The sequence below is a fragment of the Methanobacterium sp. genome, assembly GCA_039666455.1.
In the GTDB taxonomy this organism is placed as follows: domain Archaea; phylum Methanobacteriota; class Methanobacteria; order Methanobacteriales; family Methanobacteriaceae; genus Methanobacterium_D.
The window spans coordinates 121947-145317 of sequence record JAVSLW010000010.1 but is presented as its reverse complement, the minus strand read 5'-3'; the positions used below and the strand labels follow the sequence as shown (position 1 = coordinate 145317).

Sequence of the window (23371 nt, the reverse complement as noted above, 5' to 3'; positions counted from 1 at the left end):
CTTTACTATTAAAGATTTGCATCTGGTCTTTGAAACTTCTAATATAGGATAATAAGAAATTATTACTTGAAAATAAAAATAATAAGTTTATCTGGTTTAAAATAGTTTGATTTATTAATTGATTTTAAAAATTAAGAAATTTTTGTGGTGGATACCAATTTACAATGGGTTATGTATGCAGCCTGTTTCCTTCCAGGAGGATAGCAGGTTACTAAAAGTAATCTGGCTTCACCGCTTTGATCAAACTGGATAGGGTTTTCTTCATAGTCCCACCGGATATCATTGCCATTGGAAGTGACTTTATATATGTATTTTTTATTTGAAGAGTAGTCTTTTACTATCACTTCATCTCCAACTTTAAGACTACCTAATTTATTAAACACTCCAGAATATTTCGTTCTATGACCCAAAAAACCACTTTGACCACTTTGACCAGGATTTACACTTTCAGGATAGTGATAAACCGCATTATACGCATTTACAGTGTCTGAACGAATGGTGCTGTCCACGCCAATTTTTGGAATTATGAGCTTGGATCTGCTTATCCCCCCTGTAGAAGTGGACCTTGTAATTGTGGGATTCAGCACATTTATGGGTGTGCTTTTGTTTCCTTGAGCTTGCAGGGCAGTATTATAAGAGTTTAATAAACTGGATTTCTCAAAAGCGTTTATTATGATAACTGAGGAGATAAGAATACTCATCACAATAATTGCTACTGATAAAACTTTATATTTCAGCATTAAAACACCTGAATTATGAGAATGTCTATTTATAATCCTATATTTTTTCCCGAAAGTTAATCAGCTAAAACTTTCATCATTGTCTTTACTGGACTGCATATCAGTTAAAGCTTTACTTACTTTTCTTGCAAGCTCAGACCTTGAACTTGCAACTTTCCATGGATCGTTTATCCAGATGCAGAGCTTTAATTTAACCCCCATATCAGACAATTCTTTAACAATGACCTTTGGTCTGGGCTTTTTTAAAGCATCTTCACAGGTTAAAGCCGTGTCTTCCAGTGTTTTTATCACATTTTCTAATTCAAGTTCATAGGGCACAGTAATATTTAAATCAACCCTTCTAATTTCTGATGCAGTGTAATTGATGTAAGGGCTTGATGAAAATACGCTATTTGGGACTTTTATCAACCTCTTATCATAAGTAAGCAGTGTAGTAATCCTGAAACCAAGTTTAACAACTTTTCCTCTTTGACTATTGATTTCAATAATGTCTCCCACCCTTACACTTTTATCTGCAAGTATGAAAATCCCTGAAATAAAGTTGGATATGGTATCACGTGCACCAAAACCTATTGCTATACCAAAAATACCTAAACTTAGTGCAATGGCTGTTAAATCAAATCCTAACTCTTTTAATATTATGATCAGGGCGGATCCATAAATTGAATACTTTATAATTTCATGGAGTGCTTGAACTAATGTTAAATCTATATCCCATTTGTCTTTTGATTTTTTAAGAAAATATGTGGCCCATTTATAGATTAAAGATGCTCCAAGCAGTGTGACCGCTATTATTATTATATCCCTAAACCATGCTGCTGCAATTATCCATTCTAAGGCCATTTATTAACATCCATATTAACTTGTTCTTTGTTCTTTTTCTGGTTTTCAGTTTAAATACTTTGGCCAAAACTATAATAATTATTCTCTGCTATGTTTTATCTCAATGCTCATCAGATCTTCTGCCACTACAGAATTATCAAAAACTTTTTTCGCTTCTTTTTCCAGTAAATCGGATTTTTTATACCTGGTGCTGACATGGGTTAAAATCAATTTCTTAACATTTGCTATTTTAGCGATTTCTGCAGCCTGAATAGATGTGGAATGGCAGGTTTCAAGTGCTTTAGCTCCATATTTTCCTTCAAAAGTTGATTCATGTATTAGAATGTCTGCATCTTCGGCAAAACCAATCATTTTGTTACAGGGACGTGTATCTCCAGAATAAACAATTATACGTCCCTTTCTTTCCTCTCCAAGGACCTGTTCTGGCTGAATTATTTTACCATCCATTTCTACCGGAATTCCCTGCTGAAGCTTTCCAAAATCAGGCCCCGGTATGATTCCAAGTTCTATAGCTTTTTTTCTTATAAATTTAGGCCTTCTTTTTTCCTCAATTTTATAGGCCAGGTTTAAAACACTGTGTTTCATAGGAGAACAGCTTATTCTGTAGCCTTCTTCTTCTAAAACAGTTCCTTCATTAACTTCATGCATGTGAATTTCAAAGGTTAAAGAGTAATACCCAAAGTTTCTAATGTTATCAATAAGTGGAACAAGTCCTTTAGGGCCGAATATGTGTAAGGGTTCGCTACGTCCCCTGAAAGCCAGAGACTGTATTATTCCAGGAAGACCTAATATGTGGTCACCGTGAAAATGGGTTATAAATATTTTACTTATTTTCATGGGACTTATCCTGGCTTTAGATAGCTGGAGCTGGGTTCCTTCACCACAATCAAAAAGCATTGTTTCTCCAAATGCTTTAAGCGCTATTGCAGAGTGGTTTCTGTAACTTGTGGGTATTGCTGATGATGTTCCTAAAAATACGAGCTCCATTTATTTCACCTTATTAGTTTAAGTTTAAAATGAGATTATAATTAATTTTGGGTTAATGTTTATATCTTTTATCCTACAAATCTAAACACAGATTATTATGAGAGATATTTTAAGGCAAATGGTTTATGAAGATGTTGGTTTTGAGGATATAACCACGAATGCTTTAATTCCAGAGGACATGGAATCTGATGCAAGAATAATAGCTAAAGAAAAAGGCATTATAGCTGGAGTTAATGTTGTAAATGAGTTATTTGATGAATTTAACCTTAAAACTAATATTTTTAAAAAAGATGGAGATAAAGTTAAAAAAAGTGATATTATAATGGAAATTAATGGTAATACAAGGTTAATTTTAAGTTTAGAGCGTACTGCACTCAATTTACTCATGAGGATGAGTGGTATTGCTACATTAACATTTAATACACTTAAAGATATACGTGAATTTAATGATGATATTATTCTGGCATGTACCCGTAAAACAACTCCCAGACTACAGTTTTTTGAAAAAAGTGCGGTTAAAACAGGTGGCGGTGATACTCACAGGTTTAGATTAGATGACTGCGTTCTTATTAAGGATAATCACATTGAAGTTGTGGGAGATATTGAAGAAGCCATAGTCAGAGCCAAAAATAATGTTAGTTTCACCAAAAAAATTGAAATAGAAGTTGAAACTCCTGATGATGCTTTAAATGCAGTAAAAACTGGAGCAGATATTGTCATGCTGGATAATATGGATTCTGATGAAATAGGAAAGGTCTTATCATCTCTCGAATCTGCAGGTTTAAGAAATAAATCCATGATAGAAGCTTCTGGAGGAATTAAACCTGAAAATATCACAGAATATGCAAAAACAGGCGTGGATATAATTTCTGCAGGTTTTTTAACACATTCTGCTAAGGCGCTTGATCTGAATCTGGAGATATACAGATAATAGCAGGTCGAAAATGGTTAGGTATACATAATTCCAAATCTCAGATTGCTTAATTTTACATCTTATTTTTGAAACCCCTCAAACACTACGTGTTTGGGGCATCAAAAAATCGACGATTTTTTGAATGCACCATTTATATTTCAGGTAGAAATAATTTCCATTAATTTGAATTAAATTAAAGAAATGGTTATAATTCGTGCATAGATTTATATGCACCAATGTTTAAAATGAAACATAGGTACCAGATTATTTAAGATGTGATATGGTTTTTTTTATCAATTAGTTAAATTTTTTATCCTGGAGGTTTTTTATGAGCGATGAAGAAATACGTGAAAATGAAGAAAATAATGAAATAGCAGAAGAGGAAACTGAAAGTTTACCATTTGCCAAAGCTGAAGTTGTCAGATTAATGAAACAGAACTTAGATAGTGATAAGATGATAAGGGAACGTGTTAAAGTTGAAATGAACAGGTTCCTGGGCCAGATTCTTGAAAATGTCTGCAGACAGCTGAATGAATATCCCTACACCACAATTGAATATGAAATGTTTAAAGAGTCCGTTTATCCATACAAAAATATAGAAAGGATTAATGAAGAAAAAGAAAGAATTTTAAAGCATTTAGATGCAATTAAAGCTGATTGTGATGCTTTAAGTCTTGATGTTAGAAGAACATTAAAGATTAAAGAAGTGGAAGATACTGTTTACTAAAAATTCTATTTCTCCACACCTTTTTAATCCTCTTTGGGACATATCGCCTTTTTAAGTTCATTAATATTATGAGCATAAACTGTTAAGCCTTCATCTCCAGGATAAGCATGCATTTCATACCATTCTTCTGATACTATAGATTTTATTTCAAAATGCACAGGAACATTCTCTTTTTTAGCTTTATGGTACTGTTTATAGATTTCTCCATCTTTTAATTCAGGGATAACGTCCCATATTATATTTCCAATTAATTCTGTACGTTTTTTACCAAGTATCTTCGAAGCTTTTTCATTAGCTTCTACAAAACTCCATTCATTATCCAGTTCAAAATATGCCTCTACTATCTCTTCAAGAGCCCTTCTGGTTCTCTCTTCAGCTTTTTTACGCTCTGTAATATCAAGGTCAATTACAATTCCAAGTATTATATTTCCTTTATTGTCCCTCACTGGAACAGAATTAACGCTTAACCAGCCTTTTGTACCATCACCACGTAGAATTTCAATTTCTTCATCTTTAACTACCTCACCAGTCCTGATAGAACGTGATAAAGGCCATTCACCTGGTTTATAGGGTCTGCCATCAGGATGGAAGCCTTTATATTTCTTAAATTCATCAGCCCTGGCTGTTTTTGGATAACGCCATATCTTTGAAATCTGTTTATTGGCTAAAAGGAACTTTCCAGAAGGAGCTTCTGCAATAATAACTCCAACAGGAGTATTTTCTATTATGGCGCTTAGCTGGTTTTTTTCAATTTCTAAATTCTTAAGAGTATCCTGTAATCTTTCTTCAGCTTTTTTCTGCCAGGTTATATCTCTGGTAATGCTACCTACAATTCTACCTTTCTCAGTTTTGATTGGATAAGTCACAGACTGTATGGTCCTTATTTCCCCATCTTGACGTTGAATTTTACGATCCAGTGTTTTGTTTATCCATTCAGCGTGTCCAGTTTCAAGAAAATCCAGTATTGTGCCTTTAATATAATCATATAATCTCGAAGTTTTCTGTTTTTCTGGTAATAATTCATACTGTGAATCCCATACCAGTTTACCAATTTCATATTCTCTTTTATATCCTGTAATTTTTTCCATAGCTTTATTCCACTCAATGATGGTTCCATTTTCATCTATTATTACAATACCATCACTGGACTGCTCAATTGAACTTCGAAATTTTTCCTCACTTTCATGTAATTCTATTTCAATTCTTTTCTGCCTGCTGATATCATGAATTGTTTCAATTGAACCAACAAGACTTCCCTCCTTGTCATAGAGTGGAGAGGCCTTTTTAAACACATAAGCGCCTTTTCCTCCAGAAAGTCTATCCATAAAAAGTTCAGCAGATAAAATATCCCCTTCCCTACTCACATAATCATACTTTGCTTCTATTTCTTCATCTTCTAAAAAGATCAGGTCAATTAAAATCGGTCTTCTCTCCCCATAAAGAGGTATTGAATAGGCATAATCACCCTTACCCAGCATTTCCTCTTTAGGTGTGCTTGTCATTTCCTCCATAGCTTTATTCCAGGCAATCACCTTCTTATCTTCATCAATTACAAAAGTAGGGTCAGGTAAAAACTCAATAATATCTAAAAGCTTCTCACGCTCTATCCGAATTTCTTCCTCGGCCTTTTTCCGTCTTGTTATATCTGTTGTTAGTGTTATATACATGTTCTTTTTTGGTGAAAATGCCGTAACCAGGAAACATTTATCCATAAAGACATAATAAATTTCATATTTTGTCCCTTTTCCCGTAGATACCACTTCATTAGCTTTTTTTAGATCAAAAGCAGCAGCTTCATGTCCATAAAGTTCTATAATACTATTCCCAATCAATCCTTTCTTTAAGGATTTTCTCTGCCTGTAAGCTGCAAGATTAGCAAACTTTATGATTAAATCCACTATTTTTCCAGATTCATCACATACTGGAGCATAAACTATTACTCCTTCCTGCATATACTCAAAAAATCGATAATCCAGACTGGGTAAAAGGCCATGTTCTCCAGATCCAATTTTACCTTTTTTGTTATTATTTAAGTTAGGTTTCCGTTCCATCTAAAATATACTCCCTTCATGTTCCTTTTTTTGTTTGGCCCCATTTATACAGGACTTTAGAACAAACTATTTATGTATATTATTTTATGATTATATACATATAAAACCTTAGAACTGACTTTTGAATGCGTGCTCCCATGAAATGGTTTAAATGTTCCCATTTTCAAATATTATAAAACCAGTTTTTAACTTTTTAATCTCCTCCGGAGTTAATTCCCTTTTGGAGGCATCCTCATGAATTATCATACTGTGTCCGAATGGATCTTCAATTAGTATTGTAGCTGTATTTTCTCCATTTTTAATTTTTTCAATTTCTTTCAGGATGTTAAATGCATTTTCCCGGGATTGTTCATCTTCAGCAAGATTTAAGGCCTTTTTAACTGCATCATGGAACCTATTCAATACGCCTTCAATATTTGACACATATCCCTGTGATCCTGGGCCTGGCTCTACTTTTAAACCCAGTTCTGGTATGCTTACAGTTGCAGATTGAGATTTTATAACTCTTGCATTCAAATTAGATTTATTCACATTTAAAATGAATTTAACAGGTTCTTTCTGGTCCAGACACATTACATCAGAATGTCTGTATCCACATTCATGACATCTGGCGGTTGATTCCATTATTTTCCCAAAATATGGAATGTTTTCAGTTTTTGTTATAAGTATCATCGAATTTTTGCACCTGCAGACTGGACAGTCTATTTTCATTTCATTCAAAATTAATTCTCCCCTAATTACTTATTTTGGAGTTAATCAGAACTCTTATTCTCTTTAACTAAAAAACCTTTCTTATCAAGTTCTTTTATCATTTTCTCCAGACTTTCTTCATCAGGAGCACATAATTCTATCCCATGAATATTATCAGATAATTTATAAAGCTCCTCAAGGTCCTTTTTTCTATCTGGATTTGTGGCTATGGAATTTAAAAAACGTTTAACATCATGTGGGTCAAATATATTTACCTTTCTTTTTACAGGTTCCCTGAAACCGCGTAGATAATAAGAAATATCTACCACCCTGCCCCCATATTTCAGTATGGTCTCTGTTACTGAACCAATGTCTTCAACAGTGTTACTCAACACTACAGATCTGCATAACCTTCGGATTACAGTAAGCATTCTTTTAACTGTACTGTCAATATCCAAATTGTTTATAACGTTTACACCATGTTCTTTAGCACTTTCAACTAAAACATCGTTTATCACCCGATTTTCATTGAAATATTCCAGATGCTTACCTCCGCGCTTTATTTTCATGGCCCTTTTAACGAATCTTTCCATATGAATTTCTTCATCAGATGTAAGTACAAAAAAATGAATTGAAGCATCTGTTTCAAACTGTTTTGCATTAATGAGGCCTGGAACAAGGTGAACCCCTTCAATTACTATATCATCATAATCATCAATTGCCCTTCTGATAACTTTTTCAATAGCAGGAATTACAAAAGAAGCATGTTCTTCAAACCCTGCACTTATAAGACTTTCAGCGTCTTCACCATACCTTTCCTTGTCTCTTATAGTAACATAGGCATCGAAAGAGGATTTATGTAGTGCTGGAGCAAATTCAGGTCCTATTATTCCCCTTACTATTTCTCTTATAAAATCAGTTTCTATTAAATGTTTGATTCCTAACGTTTTTGCCAGTTCTGAAGCTATTGTTGACTTTCCAATTCCTGAAGCACTTCCTATTAAAATTACATAAGGTTTTCTTGCCATGTTCAGTCCACACAAATAAAAAGTTATGGAGGAAAAGAGTTAATTACAAGCATTTATAGTCATGTGCATGAATAATTAAACCTGTGATTTTTAAAATCCCTGATATTAATAGTATAAAACTTTTTGCACCTAACTCAATCATATCTATGTTAATATTATCCAACTTAATATTAAGATTTTATGGTCACCATAGTTATTAAGCCTTTAATTTAGTTATCCTAAAAAGTCAGTCACGCGCTCTGCACTTCTTCTCATTTCAATCCTGATTAAACCAAGGTTAATGTCTATATCTGTAATAACTACTAAAATACCTTCTCCAGCGTCAATCATTAACGTTTTCCCTTTATTTCCTTCTATCATTACCTGTTGTAAGGGTTCATGTTTCATTTCCTCTGCTGATCTTTCTGCTGTACCAAAAACAGCAGATGACATTGCTGCTACAAGTTCTGAGTCAATATCGCCTGGAACTTCTGCTTCAATGATCAAACCATCTTTTCCTACCACTAAAGAACCATTTACCCCGTTTATTCTGCCCAGATCTTTAAGTATTCTTTCTATCATACTGTGCCTCCAAATAGATTGTACAGATACTTAAAATATAATATCTTAAACTATATATCTTGGTTTAACATTTATTAAATAAATAGGTAATGTAATTTTACTGAATTCATGGATTTAATATGGAGTGATTATTCTGTATGAGGTAATTTCTGCAAGCGAACTTCAAAAGCTCAACCCTTTTATAGTTGTTGGATGTGGTGGTGGAGGTGAAAAGTTTGCTAATTTTGAGGGAATTGAAACTGTTGGTTTTGTCGATGATAATATTAAAAAACAGGGCATGGAATTTTGCGGTAATGTAGTATCTTCAAATTTAAACAGGCTAATTGCAGAAACAAATGCCAATAGTGTTGCAATAATGCTTCCTATCGGCGCTGAAGGGGCAGCGCTCAAATATGCTGTACAGGCAGTGGATAGTGGAAAAAATGTTGTGACCTCCTTCAGATCGCTCTCCCTTCTTGAAAATAAGTCTCTGGTTAAATTTGCAGAAGATAAGGGAGTAGTTTTAAAAGAAATCAGCCCTCGTTTAGATATTATTAAAAAAGTATTTGGTATTGCACCCTCTAAATGCACTGAAGTATTGCCCAAGATTTTCTACAGGCCAAAGGCACCGGTTGTTTTTATTGGGGGTACTTCTCAAGAATGCGGTAAAAGAACAACCACAAGAATTCTTGGAAAAACAGCAGAAGAAAAAGGATTAAAAGTCGCAGTAATATCTACTGATGAAATGGGTCTTGAAAGTCCTGTTGACATGAATTTCCGGGCCGGTAGTCTTTCAGTAATGGATGTGGCAGCAGCAGTTATGGGTTCTATGAAATACATGGAAGAAAAGAAAGATCCGGATATTATATTTGTGGAAGGGCAATCCAGCCTCACTGAGAAAGGAAATCCCCATCCAAGGGGACTTTCAGCTTCAATACTCATAGGATCAATGCCTGATGCTACTGTTGTTTGCCATAGGCCTAACCATCCCTTCAGGGAACCGCGTGGAATAAAGGATGAAATCAGGGCAATAGAAGCACTGGAACCCACAAAAGTTGTTGGTATTTCTTTAAATATGAGAAATGTTACTGACAAAAAGGATATATTGAAGTATGAGGAAAAATACAAATTACTGGCAGTAGATATTAAAAATGGTGGAGCATCAAAATTACTCGATGTTATACTTGATCATGTGGGGTTGAATTAGCAGGGTAAGTCTGCCTAACACCATTAATTGATTTAAAGGGGATATTAAAATGAAAGATGTCATGGATTATATTAAGAAAAATCTGGGAATGGAAGATGAAAGAAAAGAGGAAGAAGATAAAGAACCTATTATAGTTCCGGAGCATTCTTTCTATGAGATAATCCTGATGAAAGCCAGTAATATTCCAGATGTAGAAGATGCACTGAATCAAATAAAAGAAGAAAAAAATCCAATTGTATTGGATATGGGTTTTATAGAGAATAGCCCTGAGGATTTCAAGCTTGTTGGAGAAAAATTAAAGGAATTCAGAGAAACTGTGGGTGGAGAAGCCATCTTACTGTGTAAAAATGGCAAAAACGTGGTGATTATTACTCCGCCTGAAATCAAACTTGTAAGAAAGTAATTATGAACTTACAAAATTTATATTTAAAAACCCAGAAAAACATAAAATTAAAAAGCAACCGATTTCAATGGTGTTTTAATATAGAATAGTTTTTGAGGAGTAAAAATGGAGCTGCCAATTAACAGGCCATCTCAAATGTTTTATGCTGATGAGGTAGACTTCAATGGACTTTTAGGCGAACTAAAATCAGAAAGGTTTAATGGATTTATAAGGGTAACTTCTGGATCTGGTGAAGGTTATATTCTTTTTAACGAAGGTAAACAGAGAGCATCATCATTTGAGGATTATTCAAAAGTAGAGGCACTTGAGGAAATAAAATCTATAGTTAAGGATAGTAAAACGTTTATAGAAGTTTTTGATATTAAAAAATCCCAGATGGATTATATTATGGAACTTAATAAGTTTTTTATAATTGATTCTGATTTAAGCGTTGATGATATTGTTGATGAACTTAAAAAAACTGAAAAAATCCCTGCACCAGTAGAAGAAATGGAGGAAAACCCTGGTGTCATTTCAAACTCTGTTACAGAAACTCATGAAAGCATAAAAGATTCTTTAGAACAGGTAGATAAACAGGAATCTTTAAATATTCCTGAAGATGTTGAAAAAATCTCCAGAAAAGATGAAGAACCTGAAGGTGATGGATCAAAGCATCAAAAGGAAAACGAATTTATAGAGCCTGGAGCTGAAGGTGAAAATGTAGATAGAGACGAACTTATGAAGAAATACGGCCTGAAGGACATTAGCGAAGAAGAAGCTGGTAATATCCTTGAAACATATAAAGGAGGATCATTAAGCGATGATGATGTTGAAAAAATTGAATTAACGCTGATGAATAAAATTAAAAAGTCAATACTTGGTATTCCTAAGATAAGAGGTAGCGAAGTTATGGTATTTTTAGATAATACTTCGAAAGTTTCTGGGACTGTAAACATAATCACCGAATACGAAGGTCAAGGATTATTATCCAGGATCATGGGTGAATCCAGAGATCTTGAAAATTTAAGAAAACAGATAATAAATATTACTCAAATGGAAGTAAAAAAGAGTTTTAGAGAATATCCAGAAATCGTGGATGATTTTATAATTAATGTGGAGATCAGATAGGAGGTATCAAATGACAAGAGTTATAACTGTCGCTTCAGGAAAAGGTGGGGTCGGAAAAACAACAATAACCGCAAATTTAGGCGTTGCCTTATCCACTTATGGGGAAGAAACAATAGTGCTCGATGCAGATGTTGCAATGGCCAATTTAGAGCTTATACTTGGAATGGAAGGAAAATCTGTTACTTTACATGATGTGCTATCTGGAGAAGCTTCAATAGAAGATGCTATATATGATGGTCCTGGAGGAGTTAAGGTTGTTCCTGCAGGAATTTCTCTGGAGGGGCTTCGTAAAATAAGACTGGATAGGTTAGAAGGTGCATTAGAAATTATTATTGAAAATTCAGACATACTTTTAATAGACGCTCCTGCAGGGCTTGAAAAAGATGCTCTGGCAGCAATAGCTGCTGCACAGGAACTGATTCTGGTCACAACACCGGAAGTCCCATCAATCAGCGATGCTTTAAAGACAAAAATTGTTGCCAATAAGTTAGGAGTGGACATAATCGGCGTTGTTGTAAACAGGGAACAGCATGATAAGACATTTTTAACTATTAATGAAATTGAAACTATTTTAGAAGTACCAGTTATTGCTGTGATTCCTGATGACCCTGAAGTAAGCAGAGCTGCTGCTTTTGGGGAGCCACTTATAGTTAAAAACCCTAAATCTCCTACAAGCAATGCAATTATGCAGTTAGGTGCAGATCTTATTGGAGAGGAATACCATCCAATTGAACCAGATAAGAAAGGAGTTATTTCTAAACTGGTTGAAGGATTACTTGGAAGAAGAGGTTAAAGGTTCGAAAATCTCAATGCAACAAATCTTTAGATTTGCATGCTGTGTTTGAGGACTATTAAAGGCAATGGTGGATATGTCAACGTTTATAGGAATTGTTTCAGGAAAGGGAGGAGTTGGAAGAACCACGTTAACTTTTAACCTTGGAGTTGGAATGTCCCTTTTTGGAAGGAACGTTGTAATGCTGGACTTGGATCTGGTAATGGCCAATATGGACGTGATAACAGGCCTACTAAATCCTGAGGTTACCTTGCACGATGTTCTTGTAAGGAATAGGTCGATAGAAGATTGTGTTTATGAAATAGAACAGGGAATCCGTGTTATTCCCACAGGAATACATTTTGAAACACTTAGACATATAAATCCCAAATATATTTCATGGAACAAGATTTTAGAAGAGATTTCAGAGTATGGGGATATTTTCCTCATGGATATACCTGCAGGAATCAATTCCAGTATTTTTGAAGGTCTTCCTGAAAATGTGGAGATGGTCATTGTAACTAATTCAACAATGATGTCTGTTGCTGATGCCCTTAAAATTAAAATACTCAGTAACGAGCTCAATATTCAGATAATTGGATTTGTACTGAACATGTGGTATGATGATGGGTTTTTACTTTCTGTAAATGAAATAGAATCCATACTGGAAGTCCCTATGATTGGAATAATTCCTTACGACCGTGAAGTTGAGCGATCAATGGCCCTTGGAAAATCTGTAGTTGAAATTAACCCTTCATCCCCTACAAGTAATGCTATCATGCAGCTTACTGCCCATTTACTTGGAGAAGAATATAAACCAATTGAACCAGATAAAGAAGGTATTTTAAACTGGTTGAAAAAATTCATAGGGATTTTACCCGATTAATTTTTGATATAACTTCAAATGAGGACGAGTTTATTGGTTTTGACGTGGTAGGGCTTGGAGCATGCAACATAGATTTTTTACAAAAAGTCCCTCGATTTACCTCACCAGATGATGAAGTGGAAATAAATAACCTCCTTTTATCTGTTGGAGGGTCTGCATCTAATTTTACAGTTGGAACATCCCGTTTAAATGTTAATACGGGCATTATAGCAAGAATTGGTAGGGATTATTTTGGTGAAGTCGCTCTTGGAGAACTTGAACATGAGAGGGTTGATATTCAGCGACTCTTAAAAACAGACCACAAAACAGGTATGGTGTTTATTGCTGTTGATCCTGGGGGTGAAAGGTCCATGTACACATTTATAGGTGCAAATAAAAAATTCAAGCTTGAAAGAGAAGATATTAATTATATAAATGATTCAAAAATCCTCCATGTCACTCAGATGTATAAGAGCGTTGTTAAGGAGGCTTCAAAACATGCAAATATTTTTTCTTTTAACCCTGGTGCTATTTTATGTTCATTTGGTACCACTAAACTTGCAAAAATAATTAAAAGAACCGATATTTTGTTTTTAAACAAAAAAGAGATGAAAATATTAACTGGTGAGGATATTAGAGTTGGTGCACATGTTCTTCAGGATATGGGGGCTAAAATAGTGATTGTAACATGCGGTGAAAATGGTGCAAGTCTTTATACTGAATATGATGTAATTCACTCGCCTGCCAGAAAAGTAAATGTACTGGATACAACTGGAGCTGGAGACTCATTTGCAGCAGGGTTTATTGCAGGGTACATAAAAGAAAAAAAACTTAGAGAATGTTTGGATTATGCAAATTTAGTTGCTTCTTACTGTGTTAGAAAATTAGGGGCTTTAAATACTCCTCATTATTTTGATCTGGATGAAATTTGAGGTTTTCAATTCATTAAATACCAAAAAACATTGACGCATTTTCATTTGAAACTTTATCAATATCTTTTTCTTCAAATCCTGCTAATCTCATTTTATGTACAGTTTTAGGGACAGATAACGGATCTGAAGGTGAAGAGCTCATGTCACTGTTTAACATAAATTTTTCAAATCCATACTCTAAGATTAATGAAACTGCTTCGTCTGGAGTCATCTTGAGGGGCTGTACTGTAATTCCAAGCATTGACCCAAATTCAATGACATCATCGACAATGCTTTTATCCACATGATCTATTACAACCATTTCAGGATCAATATTTTCTTCAATGATTGAAGTTATAACTCCTGTAACTTCCTTTTTGTTCCTGCGTGGTGTGTGAACAACCACTTTCATTTCAAGACTTTCAGCAAGCTTTAACTGTCTTTTAAATATTTCTTTTTCCAGTTTAGAGGCAACTTCAAGACCTATTTCTCCAACTGCCACCACACCATCATTTTTTAGATAGCCTGGTAGCTTTTCAAGTGCTCTTTCAAAATCAGCTGAAATGCTTCGTGGATGAATCCCAATGGCAGCGTATAATTCTAATCCATTTTCTGCGGCTCTTTTAACATCATTACTTAAAATTCTGTCCCAGTGATCAAATATCACGTCTGAAGTACTCATTTTTAATGGATCATGGGCACATGTAACTGCTTTTTTTATTCCTGCTATTTTCATCAGCTCAAAGTCTTCATAAGGTCTTGTATCTGCATGTATGTGTGAGTCTATCATATAACACCTGATCATTTAATAGAAAATTCTTCAGTTGACTAATAATAATCCTTTCAGATTTCATACCCTGGAACTGTCTAAAACTTTTGATAATACTATTATAGAACCTATTTAAATATTATTAAATATATCTATTGATTGTTGTGGGTCTTCCGGCATATCATAACCAGTATTTAAAAAAGATTGTATAAAAATTTATAAACTTTTAAGAGATGTTTCAATGAATATGAATGATATCCTGGATGTTTATGATGAGGTAAAGGAAGATTTAAACTTTATTACAACATCCAGTATTCGAACAAAGATCATTTTAAGTTTAAAAGAAAGAGGTAAGCGTTTAAATGAGTTTAAAATCCAGGGAAGTCTAAAGCCCTCATTGTCCCATGCTCTTAAAAAACTTGAAAATGAAGATATGATATTTAAAAAAGGAAAAAGGTATTTTCTATCATCACTTGGTAGAATATACGCTGTTAAATATGAAAATTTATTTAAGTCCTTCAGCGCAGTTAAAAATTGTGAAAAAATGTGGCTGAATCATTTAATAGATGGAATACCTTCTTTTTTAATTAAAAAAATCGGATATCTTAACAATTCTTTTATTGTGGAATCTACCCCCACAGATATTATTAAACCCCATACTTATTATGCTGAAATTCTATCCAGATCCAGTAACATTAAGATTGTTTCCCCAATATTTTATTATCCTCTATTTGACCTGTATACCAGTGGCTTACAAAATGAAGCAGAAGCAGAAATTATATTAACTCCATTAATATTTGATGCCATGATTAAAAGTATAGGCCTGGAAAGGTTAGAAGAAACAATTTCATTAAACAATCTAAAATTTTTAAGCATTGATGAGGATATAAAAATAGCATTAACTGTAACTGAAAGGTTTTTAAATCTGGGTTTATTTTTAAATGACGGCATCTATGATGCCACAATGTCTTTAGTATCCTATGATGAAGATGCTATTAGCTGGGGAGAGGAATTATACTGTTATTATTTTAAAAAAGCGAAAATAATTCATTTAAATGATATTTAGAGATTTTAAAGGTTTATTAACCAGTTCAGGTGAATTCATGTCCAGGGATAATACTTTAAATTTTTATGAAGAAGTAAAGGAAGATTTGAAATTTTTTGGTATATCCAGTATTAGAGTAAAAATTATGATCATTTTAATGGATGGGCCTAAAAAAACCAGTCAACTAAGGAAATTAACTGGAATTCAGTCTTCTACCATATTACGTGGAATAAATGGGCTTGAAAAACAAAGGATAGTATCAAGAGACATTGATAATTACTACTTATCTGAAATTGGACATATATTATCCCTAAAATTAGAAGACATGATTAAAACACTGATTGTACTTAAAAAATGCCAGAATTTATGGCTTAATCATGAAATAAATGATATTCCTAAGAAATTATTAATGAATATAGGAAATTTAAGCGATTCAGAGTTTATTGAGTCAGAGAAGACTAACATTTTTAAGGCTCACGGGCTGTTTATAGATATATTACTCCAATCCAAAACTATAAAGGGTGTTTCTACTATTTTTCACCCGGATTTTACAAAAACATTTCTACAAATACTTGACAATAAAGAAGTTAAAGTTGAACTAATACTGAGTGAAGCTGTACTAAAACAAACCATCAAAAACCTCAATCCCCTGAATTTAAAAGATTTTATTAAGTTAAATTCCAGTGGAAGCATAAATTTATGGATATTAAATGAAGAAGTGAAAGTAGCTTTTACAGTTACAGATAAACACCTGTCTTTAGGACTATATACAAAAGAGGGAGTATACGATGCTTCAAGGGGTTTAATAAGCAAAAATAATGATGCTATTTTATGGGCAAATGATCTATTTGAATACTATCGCCAAAAATCTGATAAAATCGGATTAAAAAAGCTGGATAAATTGATATCTCATTTAATATAGTTTATAAATTATAAGTGTATATTTAAACATGTAAAAATTGGAACATTGGAGGGATAAAATGAACGTCGAAGAAATGGCTAAAAAAGCAAAACTAAAGGATCTTAAAGAAATTGCAAAAAAACATGATATTAAACTTGGAAGATGTCCAACAAAACTTGATATCGCTAAAAAGATACCGAAAGACGAACTTGAAGCTTTGGTATCTAAATAAAAATAGTATCCCCACTTTACCATCCTAAATACATGAATTTTAGATAAAACAGGTGTCCCCTGCTTTTTACTCTTTTAACCTGAAGATGGTGTTCAATTGATTGATTTATGTTTAACTAACTGTAAAATTGTCCCTGAAAACCTGGAATGCACCATTGGAATTGATAATGGAAAAATTGTCTCCATTACAAAAATCCCGCCAAAAAGCAGCGAAATAATCGATATCAAAGGAAACCCAATTTTACCTGGTTTAATTGACTCACACGTTCATTTTAGAGACCCTGGACTTACTTATAAAGAAGATTTTAAAACTGGAAGCAAAGCAGCTGCAGCAGGCGGTTTTACCACAGTAATGGACATGCCCAATACAGAACCTCCAACAAACACTAAAAAAGCGTTTCTTGAAAAGCTTGATATTGCAAAAAAGAGTATTGTTGATTTTGCGCTGCATGCAGGAGTAAAAGATTTAGATGATATTGATCAGGTAGCCGAGCTTAATCCTGCTTCTTTTAAAATATTCATGGATCTTGCAGATAACAGCTTTTTAATGGAAACATTTAAGGAAATTTCTAAATTAAACCAGAAACACATTATTTCCATTCATGCAGAAGATAAAAATATTATAGATCACTGCACCCGGATAGAAAAAGGCCTGATGAATGAAAATCCCAGAATATATGCTAAGGCACGCCCACCAATTTCAGAAGTGGTTGCTGTAGCTACAGCTATTGCTCTTGCCTCCTATTACAACCAGAAAGTTCGCATATGCCATGTGAGTACTAAAAAAGCCCTTGAATTAATAAATTATGCTAAAACTCTTGGTTTTGATATTTTTTCAGAGATAACACCTCATCACCTTCTTCTGGATGATTCCTACTTTGATAAATGCGGTAATTTTGTGAAAACAAATCCTCCACTTAGGGATAATGAGAACAAACTGGATATCTTTGACCTTAAAGAAATTGATATTATTGGAACAGATCACGCCCCCCACACATTAAAAGAAAAGGAAAGAAATGTATGGGAAGCACCGCCTGGAATTCCAAACCTTGATACAACCCTTCCCTTGCTTTTAACTCAAATAAATAATGGAAAAATAACTTTTGGTGAAATTAAGCGGCTTTTATGTGAAAATCCTGCCAGATTTTTTAATCTTAAAAACAAGGGCAGAATAGAAATAGGAAGAGATGCAGACTTTGTAGTTGTTGACATGAAAAAAGAAGATATAATAAATGCTGAAAAATTCAAAACAAAGGCAAAATATTCTCCATTTGAAGGGTTTAATGTGAAAGGAATTCCTGTTATGACCATGGTCCGTGGAAATGTGGTTTTTGAAAATGGAGAAGTTTTTGAAAATAAAGGAAAACATGTTTATTGCCCTGAATAAGACCAAAATTAAGGGATACTCACATGATCTTTGCAATTTCTACTTGTACAACATTTTAAACATCATAACCTTCTTGCTTCATCAAAACAATGCTCATAAATATGTGCAGAAATACTGTGTATAGTTAATGTGCCAATTTGTACATTTAATCCGTCTGCCACATATTTGGATAAATGGGTTAATCCTACAGCATTGGGAAACCAGGCCTGATATATGTCATGAGAACGCCATAATCCTGTGGTATTAATCTTCCCATCTCTTATTTTAAAATCCACCAGGATCATGCAGGGTACTTCATCATTTTTAGTGTCAGTTAGTGGATCCCATGTTACAGATATAGCTCTCCTTGATTCCTCACAGTTTTTAAGTCTTTCAACTGCCTCTTGAATCTGATCAATATCCTTAAAATGTTTTCTGAGCCGGTTACCATAAGTATAAACAAAACCCTGTTTATCTTTACTTAAAAATTGTTCAGAGTACTCTTTAAGCCTTTCTCCTGCCCAAAAACATCCATCAGGAATTCTAATTGATTTTAAATCTTTTAAATAACCTGTAGGATTCTTAATTGTAACAATAGTATTTAAGAGCTCTAAAGTTAGTGATCCTCTTTCATCTTTAATCTCTTTACCATTTTCCACTATTTTTCTTACAAGTGTTTCCCAGCCATCTGCAATTTCATTGACTTCAATTAAAAATGCCATTTTGGTAGCCGCCCCCTAAATTTTCATTTTATGATATTATAAACCTTTTATGCAAAAACTTTGTTTTGTGGCAAAAAATCAGAGATTTTTCACTGCCTCAGCCATTACTTTAAGCTTTGAAAACGCCGCATCTCTTGACCGCATTCGCATTCCGCAATCAGGGTCTGCAATCATGTTTTCAGCACCTATTAACTCTATACCTCTTTTAATAAGGTTTTTAACTTCTTCTTTAGTTTCAGTTTTATTGGTTTTTGTATCTAAACATCCAAATCCTATTTTTTTACCTTTTAAGTTGCAATTTTCAAGCAAATTCACATTTTGAGGAATACCTGCAAATTCACAATCAATTATATCCACATCAAATTTTAAAATCTCATTGAAGACATCTGCCACATCCCCACAGACATGTAATGCTTTAGGGATAGATAAATCTTCTGTTATAATCCCCACGGCTTTTTTTGCAACATTAACATCCACAACACCAGTGGAAATAAATGGCTCATCAACCTGGATATAGATAGCTCCTGCTTTTTCTAAAAATTCAGCTTCCTTTTTTAAAGCATACGCCATATCAAAAACTGCGTCTTCTTTTTTTCTATAAAATCCTTCAAGTCTTGAAGAGAAAACAAGAGTAGAAGGACCCGTAATTATGCCTTTAACTCCTTTAACGCCTTTTTCAATTGTTTTACTCTGATTTGAGCCATATTCCTTGGAAATGTTTTTAGAAATGTTTATTGCATATTTAAGGTCTCCAGCAGATATTGACCTGTGAGGTGGCATGATTTTTCCCACAATTTTAGGAGTATTATCTTCAACAGCCATTCCAGGAATAGCTTTAGCAAAAATTTCAACCATTCCACATCTTACCTGCCCATCTGAGATTATATCAATCCCTGCTTCTATCTGGTCACGTATTGCAAGTTTTATTGCTGGTTTATATTTATCATATATCCCAAAAAAGTTTGAAAGTTTTTTTGAAATTGATGACGGTTCTTCAGGTAATGCAGGATAACTTCCCACCACTGTAGTTATCATATTTAGCCCTTAAAAATTTAGTAATTGATTTTTTAATACCGATCATTAAATGTTTATATATCAAAGTTTAAAAGCATTTCTACAGAGTCGTCCAGCACCTGGCAACCTGAAAAATTTATATTATTAATTTAGAAAAAAATATTAAAGAGAGGATAAAATGAAAATAGCGGCAGGTCTTGGGCAAAATAGAAATATTTTAGAGGCTTCAAAGAGAGTCGACTTTGAAGTTATATTAACTGAATCTGAAGATGAATTGATTCACATGCTGCTAAATAAAGAGGTAGACGCTGCTTTAAGAGGTTCATTAAGTGTTTCAAATATAATGAATATTTTAAAAGAAAAATACAGTAATAAGATACATCGGGCTTCATTTTTAGAGGCATGTAATTGCAAATTTCTTTTTGCGCCTGTTGGAATTGATGAAGGAGAGAATTTACAGGATAAAGCAAAAATAATAGAATTAGGCGCTGATTTTTTATTTAAAATTGGAATTGAACCTAAGATTGCTATTCTTTCTGGTGGAAGACCTCAAGATATTGGTAGAAGTCCTAAAATTGATGATTCCATCGAAGAAGCTATGAATTTAACAGAGATCATAAAAGATAAATATTTTGTAAAACATTATTTTATATTAATAGAGGATGCTATAAAAGATAATGTAAACTTCATTCTGGCACCAGACGGAATTTCTGGGAACCTGATCTTTAGAACGCTTGTTTTTTTAGGTTCAGGAAAAAGTTATGGTGCAATAACACTTGGAATTGACGAAATTTTCATTGATACCTCAAGATCACAGACTGTAGAAGGATATAAACGAGCTTTAGAGTTTTCAAACTATCTGGCAAGACTTAAAAGTAGGAGTGAAAATGGAACCACTGAAACCACTTTATAGAATTTATGAATGGTACATATCAAGAAATCTTAAAGTAAAAAATATGCCCAAGCACATCGCTATAATAATGGACGGCAACAGGCGTTATTCAAAATTAATGGGGAATATGCAAGCTATAGAAGGTCACAAAAGAGGAGTAGACACCCTTGAAAAAGTTTTAGACTGGTCAATAGAATTTGGAATAAAAATAGTAACTGCATATGCCTTTTCTACCGAGAATTTTAAAAGGCCACAAGAAGAGGTTAAGGGCTTAATGAAGCTTTTCCAGAAAAATTTTGAGGAAATAGCCAACAATCCTAAGATCCACAAGAATAAGGTGAGGGTTAAGGCCGTTGGTAATCTGGATTTACTTCCCAAAAACGTTCGGGAAGCCATAAAGGTTGCCGAAGAATCGACTGCTTCATACGATAAGCGGATTGTTAACATTGCAATTGGCTATGATGGACGTATGGAAATAATTGATGCCATAAAAAAAATATCAAATGAATTTAAAGAAGGAAAAATTAATCTTGAGGATATAAATGAAGATCTGGTTAATAAAAACCTTTACACTGCAGGTTTAGAGGACCCAAATCTTATAATAAGGACAAGCGGTGAAGAAAGGCTGAGCGGCTTCCTTTTATGGCAGTCTTCATATTCAGAACTTTACTTCTGCGATAGTTTATGGCCAGAGCTTAGAAAAGTAGACTTTTTAAGGGCACTAAGGTCTTATCAAGAAAGGGAAAGGCGCTTTGGGATTTAATACTTCTTATTTTAATTTATTTTTGAATCGGAGGTAGTATTATGATTGATTCACACTGTCATGTTGATTTTAAAGAGTTTAACCAGAATAGAGAAGAAGTAATGGAGAGAGCAAAGAAAAAACTGAGTGGAATTATAAATTCAGGAGCTACTCTGGGCGGTAACAGGCGAACTCTTAAATTGGTGGACGAATATAAAGGATTTTTGCAGGGAACGCTTGGATTTCATCCAGTAAATGCTTCTAAAGCAGATGCATCAATAATTGAACAGGCATTTAAAGAAATTAACGAAAATATTGATAAAGCCGTAGCTCTTGGGGAAACTGGCCTTGATTTTCACCATGTAAAAGATACTGAAAAAAGAAATAAGCAGGTAAATGTTTTCAGGTCATTTATAGACCTTGCAAATGAGTATGAAATGCCTCTTGTAATCCATGCCCGGGATGCTGAATCAAAATCTTTGGAAATAGTTATGAAATATTCAAAGGGTATAGACGTTATATTCCACTGCTATGGCGGTGATGTGGAAACTATGAATAAAATCATAGAAGAAAACCATTATATCTCTTATTCGACGGTGATTTGTTATTCTGATTATCACAGTAAACTCGTTGAACAAACACCATTAGAAAATATTTTAACAGAAACTGACAGCCCTTATCTCTCTCCATTTAAAGGAAAGAAGAATGAACCTGCATTTGTAGAAGAAACAGTTAAAAAAATTGCAGAAATTAAGTCAGTGTCTCCACTAAAAGTTGATAAAAAAACAGAAAAAAATGCAAAAAGGGTTTTTGGAATGTAGCATGTTACTTTAAAAGTAGATGGTGAAATTCGTTATCTATGATTTAGTTTTTAAATTATTATTTTCATTCATATCATGTTAATTCAATGAGAGAAATTTTTTATATATTTATAATACAAAATATTCATAATGAAAGTTTTCCTGTTTTTGAGGTTATATGGATGTTATTTGGAATCGTAGACATTGGTTCAAATACAGTTAAATTAAACGTTTATCGCTGTGAAAACCGTGTAGTAAAGGTTTTATTTTCAAAAAAAGAGAATTTAGGTTTAGTATTTTATATTAAAGAAGGAAAGTTAACCAATAAAGGTATTGGGAAATTAGTAACTGTTCTTAAAGAAATGAAAAAAAGTCTGGATTCTTTAAAAATAGAAAATTACAGCTTCTTTGCCACGGCTGCACTCAGAAATATTGAAAATAGGGCTGATGTTATTGAAATTATTAATGAAGAAGTTGAAATTGAAATTGATGTATTATCTGGTGAGGAAGAGGGAGAATTAAGCTTTTGTGGATCTGTTTCCACCTTAAAAAAGGACAATGGGATTTTAATTGATGTAGGGGGTGGCAGCATTGAAATTGTACTTTTTGAAAGTAAAAAAATTAAGAAAACCTACAGTATTCCGGTTGGTTCTTTAAAAATGTATAATGATTATGTATCTCTTATGTTACCCGATAAAAAAGAGTCTAATTTGATTAAAGAAAGAATATATTCAGAATTAGAAAAAGCGGGCGTTAGTAATGAAAAAATTCCTTTCATATGTGGTATTGGTGGAGGTCTTCGTGCCATTGGAAAATTATTGGTGGATTTAAATTTACAGCAGGAAAAAGCTGATTTAATAGATGTTGAATTACTGAAACAGTTAGAAAATGAATTAAAGCACAATAATAAAGATACTTATAACAGAATATTACATGTTAAACCATCAAAAATTCATACTCTGGTCCCTGCTTTATTAATACTGGAGTCAATTAATTCTTATTTTGGATGTGAAGAAATACAAATCAGTAAATTTAGTGTTAGAGAAGGTTATTTATATAAAAAATTGTTGAATAGGGCTTGTTGAAATTAATTATTGCTTATTTG

At 33.4% G+C, this 23371-nt stretch carries 26 protein-coding genes; 16 read left to right on the top strand and 10 right to left on the bottom strand.

The annotated features are described in order from the left end of the window. Positions 1–131: 131 nt before the first annotated feature. From PQ963_03430 to rnz, 3 genes are all read right to left on the bottom strand, one after another. Positions 132–740 (bottom strand): class E sortase, encoded by a 609-nt coding sequence (locus tag PQ963_03430; GenBank protein MEN4028718.1) that lies wholly within the window; start codon positions 738–740, stop codon positions 132–134. Positions 741–800: 60 nt separating this feature from the next. Next, a complete protein-coding gene (locus PQ963_03425) occupies positions 801–1583 on the bottom strand; it encodes a mechanosensitive ion channel family protein (GenBank protein MEN4028717.1) in 783 nt (260 codons plus the stop codon). A gap of 78 nt (positions 1584–1661) precedes the next feature. Continuing rightward, the gene (gene rnz, locus PQ963_03420; protein MEN4028716.1) at positions 1662–2570 is read right to left on the bottom strand and encodes a ribonuclease Z; all 909 of its coding nucleotides are present in this window, start codon (positions 2568–2570) and stop codon (positions 1662–1664) included. A gap of 97 nt (positions 2571–2667) precedes the next feature. Here rnz and nadC point away from each other — a divergent pair, with 97 nt between their 5' ends. Both nadC and PQ963_03410 read left to right on the top strand, forming a co-directional pair. Further along, the gene (gene nadC, locus PQ963_03415; protein MEN4028715.1) at positions 2668–3501 is read left to right on the top strand and encodes a carboxylating nicotinate-nucleotide diphosphorylase; all 834 of its coding nucleotides are present in this window, start codon (positions 2668–2670) and stop codon (positions 3499–3501) included. A gap of 310 nt (positions 3502–3811) precedes the next feature. Further along, complete coding sequence (locus PQ963_03410; GenBank protein ID MEN4028714.1) at positions 3812–4210, top strand: hypothetical protein; 399 nt, start codon at positions 3812–3814, stop codon at positions 4208–4210. 23 nt (positions 4211–4233) lie between these two features. On the opposite strand, the gene PQ963_03405 is transcribed toward PQ963_03410, so the two are convergent. The 4 genes from PQ963_03405 to PQ963_03390 all read right to left on the bottom strand — a co-directional run bounded on the left by PQ963_03405 (position 4234) and on the right by PQ963_03390 (position 8540). Beyond that, the gene (locus PQ963_03405; GenBank protein ID MEN4028713.1) at positions 4234–6261 is read right to left on the bottom strand and encodes a PAS domain S-box protein; all 2028 of its coding nucleotides are present in this window, start codon (positions 6259–6261) and stop codon (positions 4234–4236) included. A gap of 147 nt (positions 6262–6408) precedes the next feature. Beyond that, positions 6409–6972 carry a ZPR1 zinc finger domain-containing protein gene (locus PQ963_03400; GenBank protein MEN4028712.1) on the bottom strand — a complete coding sequence of 188 codons (564 nt, stop codon included), beginning with the start codon at positions 6970–6972 and terminating at the stop codon, positions 6409–6411. A 41-nt stretch (positions 6973–7013) separates the two neighbouring features. Further along, positions 7014–7979 (bottom strand): 3H domain-containing protein, encoded by a 966-nt coding sequence (locus PQ963_03395; GenBank protein MEN4028711.1) that lies wholly within the window; start codon positions 7977–7979, stop codon positions 7014–7016. 213 nt (positions 7980–8192) lie between these two features. After that, entirely contained in the window at positions 8193–8540 is a 348-nt protein-coding gene (locus PQ963_03390; GenBank protein ID MEN4028710.1) for a roadblock/LC7 domain-containing protein, read from the bottom strand. Between the two features lie 133 nt (positions 8541–8673). Between PQ963_03390 and PQ963_03385 the strand changes: the two genes are divergently transcribed. The 6 genes from PQ963_03385 to PQ963_03360 all read left to right on the top strand — a co-directional run bounded on the left by PQ963_03385 (position 8674) and on the right by PQ963_03360 (position 13805). Continuing rightward, entirely contained in the window at positions 8674–9726 is a 1053-nt protein-coding gene (locus tag PQ963_03385; GenBank protein ID MEN4028709.1) for a DUF1611 domain-containing protein, read from the top strand. A gap of 49 nt (positions 9727–9775) precedes the next feature. Further along, complete coding sequence (gene sepF / locus PQ963_03380; protein MEN4028708.1) at positions 9776–10129, top strand: cell division protein SepF; 354 nt, start codon at positions 9776–9778, stop codon at positions 10127–10129. Positions 10130–10234: 105 nt separating this feature from the next. Next, complete coding sequence (locus PQ963_03375) at positions 10235–11236, top strand: DUF2226 domain-containing protein (protein MEN4028707.1); 1002 nt, start codon at positions 10235–10237, stop codon at positions 11234–11236. Between the two features lie 10 nt (positions 11237–11246). Beyond that, on the top strand, positions 11247–12029 hold the full coding sequence (gene minD, locus PQ963_03370) for a cell division ATPase MinD (GenBank protein MEN4028706.1): 783 nt from the start codon (positions 11247–11249) through the stop codon (positions 12027–12029). Positions 12030–12105: 76 nt separating this feature from the next. Further along, positions 12106–12894: a cell division ATPase MinD gene (gene minD, locus PQ963_03365; protein ID MEN4028705.1), complete on the top strand. Its 789-nt coding sequence runs from the start codon at positions 12106–12108 to the stop codon at positions 12892–12894. A gap of 44 nt (positions 12895–12938) precedes the next feature. After that, positions 12939–13805 carry a carbohydrate kinase family protein gene (locus PQ963_03360; protein MEN4028704.1) on the top strand — a complete coding sequence of 289 codons (867 nt, stop codon included), beginning with the start codon at positions 12939–12941 and terminating at the stop codon, positions 13803–13805. 13 nt (positions 13806–13818) lie between these two features. On the opposite strand, the gene PQ963_03355 is transcribed toward PQ963_03360, so the two are convergent. After that, a complete protein-coding gene (locus tag PQ963_03355; protein MEN4028703.1) occupies positions 13819–14574 on the bottom strand; it encodes a TatD family hydrolase in 756 nt (251 codons plus the stop codon). Between the two features lie 220 nt (positions 14575–14794). Between PQ963_03355 and PQ963_03350 the strand changes: the two genes are divergently transcribed. The 4 genes from PQ963_03350 to PQ963_03335 all read left to right on the top strand — a co-directional run bounded on the left by PQ963_03350 (position 14795) and on the right by PQ963_03335 (position 18117). After that, on the top strand, positions 14795–15619 hold the full coding sequence (locus PQ963_03350) for a DUF1724 domain-containing protein (protein MEN4028702.1): 825 nt from the start codon (positions 14795–14797) through the stop codon (positions 15617–15619). A 37-nt stretch (positions 15620–15656) separates the two neighbouring features. Then, positions 15657–16520 carry a DUF1724 domain-containing protein gene (locus PQ963_03345; protein MEN4028701.1) on the top strand — a complete coding sequence of 288 codons (864 nt, stop codon included), beginning with the start codon at positions 15657–15659 and terminating at the stop codon, positions 16518–16520. Between the two features lie 58 nt (positions 16521–16578). Next, positions 16579–16731: a hypothetical protein gene (locus tag PQ963_03340; GenBank protein MEN4028700.1), complete on the top strand. Its 153-nt coding sequence runs from the start codon at positions 16579–16581 to the stop codon at positions 16729–16731. 96 nt (positions 16732–16827) lie between these two features. After that, positions 16828–18117 carry a dihydroorotase family protein gene (locus tag PQ963_03335; GenBank protein ID MEN4028699.1) on the top strand — a complete coding sequence of 430 codons (1290 nt, stop codon included), beginning with the start codon at positions 16828–16830 and terminating at the stop codon, positions 18115–18117. Between the two features lie 62 nt (positions 18118–18179). Here PQ963_03335 and PQ963_03330 read toward each other — a convergent pair whose 3' ends face one another. Together PQ963_03330 and PQ963_03325 are read right to left on the bottom strand one after the other, a co-directional pair. After that, the gene (locus PQ963_03330) at positions 18180–18818 is read right to left on the bottom strand and encodes a thymidylate synthase (protein MEN4028698.1); all 639 of its coding nucleotides are present in this window, start codon (positions 18816–18818) and stop codon (positions 18180–18182) included. A 78-nt stretch (positions 18819–18896) separates the two neighbouring features. Beyond that, the gene (locus tag PQ963_03325; protein ID MEN4028697.1) at positions 18897–19853 is read right to left on the bottom strand and encodes a methionine synthase; all 957 of its coding nucleotides are present in this window, start codon (positions 19851–19853) and stop codon (positions 18897–18899) included. A 157-nt stretch (positions 19854–20010) separates the two neighbouring features. On the opposite strand from PQ963_03325, the gene mtxX reads away from it, so the two are divergent. The 4 genes from mtxX to PQ963_03305 all read left to right on the top strand — a co-directional run bounded on the left by mtxX (position 20011) and on the right by PQ963_03305 (position 23351). Next, positions 20011–20745, top strand: coding sequence for a methanogenesis marker protein Mmp4/MtxX (gene mtxX, locus PQ963_03320; protein MEN4028696.1), 735 nt, complete (start codon positions 20011–20013; stop codon positions 20743–20745). Beyond that, positions 20720–21487 carry a polyprenyl diphosphate synthase gene (gene uppS / locus PQ963_03315; GenBank protein MEN4028695.1) on the top strand — a complete coding sequence of 256 codons (768 nt, stop codon included), beginning with the start codon at positions 20720–20722 and terminating at the stop codon, positions 21485–21487. The genes mtxX and uppS overlap by 26 nt, the downstream gene beginning before the upstream one ends. Before the next feature lie 41 nt (positions 21488–21528). Then, a complete protein-coding gene (locus PQ963_03310) occupies positions 21529–22287 on the top strand; it encodes a TatD family hydrolase (GenBank protein MEN4028694.1) in 759 nt (252 codons plus the stop codon). 161 nt (positions 22288–22448) lie between these two features. After that, entirely contained in the window at positions 22449–23351 is a 903-nt protein-coding gene (locus PQ963_03305; GenBank protein ID MEN4028693.1) for a phosphatase, read from the top strand. The last annotated feature ends 20 nt before the right edge of the window (positions 23352–23371 follow it).

Coding starts and splice junctions, on each gene's coding strand:
- PQ963_03430 (MEN4028718.1), bottom strand. CDS start 740: ATGCTGAAATATAAAGTTTTATCAGTAGCAATTATTGTGATGAGTATT.
- PQ963_03425 (MEN4028717.1), bottom strand. CDS start 1,583: ATGGCCTTAGAATGGATAATTGCAGCAGCATGGTTTAGGGATATAATA.
- rnz (MEN4028716.1), bottom strand. CDS start 2,570: ATGGAGCTCGTATTTTTAGGAACATCATCAGCAATACCCACAAGTTAC.
- nadC (MEN4028715.1), top strand. CDS start 2,668: ATGAGAGATATTTTAAGGCAAATGGTTTATGAAGATGTTGGTTTTGAG.
- PQ963_03410 (MEN4028714.1), top strand. CDS start 3,812: ATGAGCGATGAAGAAATACGTGAAAATGAAGAAAATAATGAAATAGCA.
- PQ963_03405 (MEN4028713.1), bottom strand. CDS start 6,261: ATGGAACGGAAACCTAACTTAAATAATAACAAAAAAGGTAAAATTGGA.
- PQ963_03400 (MEN4028712.1), bottom strand. CDS start 6,972: ATGAAAATAGACTGTCCAGTCTGCAGGTGCAAAAATTCGATGATACTT.
- PQ963_03395 (MEN4028711.1), bottom strand. CDS start 7,979: ATGGCAAGAAAACCTTATGTAATTTTAATAGGAAGTGCTTCAGGAATT.
- PQ963_03390 (MEN4028710.1), bottom strand. CDS start 8,540: ATGATAGAAAGAATACTTAAAGATCTGGGCAGAATAAACGGGGTAAAT.
- sepF (MEN4028708.1), top strand. CDS start 9,776: ATGAAAGATGTCATGGATTATATTAAGAAAAATCTGGGAATGGAAGAT.
- PQ963_03375 (MEN4028707.1), top strand. CDS start 10,235: ATGGAGCTGCCAATTAACAGGCCATCTCAAATGTTTTATGCTGATGAG.
- minD (MEN4028706.1), top strand. CDS start 11,247: ATGACAAGAGTTATAACTGTCGCTTCAGGAAAAGGTGGGGTCGGAAAA.
- minD (MEN4028705.1), top strand. CDS start 12,106: ATGTCAACGTTTATAGGAATTGTTTCAGGAAAGGGAGGAGTTGGAAGA.
- PQ963_03355 (MEN4028703.1), bottom strand. CDS start 14,574: ATGATAGACTCACACATACATGCAGATACAAGACCTTATGAAGACTTT.
- PQ963_03350 (MEN4028702.1), top strand. CDS start 14,795: ATGAATATGAATGATATCCTGGATGTTTATGATGAGGTAAAGGAAGAT.
- PQ963_03345 (MEN4028701.1), top strand. CDS start 15,657: ATGTCCAGGGATAATACTTTAAATTTTTATGAAGAAGTAAAGGAAGAT.
- PQ963_03340 (MEN4028700.1), top strand. CDS start 16,579: ATGAACGTCGAAGAAATGGCTAAAAAAGCAAAACTAAAGGATCTTAAA.
- PQ963_03330 (MEN4028698.1), bottom strand. CDS start 18,818: ATGGCATTTTTAATTGAAGTCAATGAAATTGCAGATGGCTGGGAAACA.
- PQ963_03325 (MEN4028697.1), bottom strand. CDS start 19,853: ATGATAACTACAGTGGTGGGAAGTTATCCTGCATTACCTGAAGAACCG.
- mtxX (MEN4028696.1), top strand. CDS start 20,011: ATGAAAATAGCGGCAGGTCTTGGGCAAAATAGAAATATTTTAGAGGCT.
- uppS (MEN4028695.1), top strand. CDS start 20,720: ATGGAACCACTGAAACCACTTTATAGAATTTATGAATGGTACATATCA.
- PQ963_03310 (MEN4028694.1), top strand. CDS start 21,529: ATGATTGATTCACACTGTCATGTTGATTTTAAAGAGTTTAACCAGAAT.
- PQ963_03305 (MEN4028693.1), top strand. CDS start 22,449: ATGTTATTTGGAATCGTAGACATTGGTTCAAATACAGTTAAATTAAAC.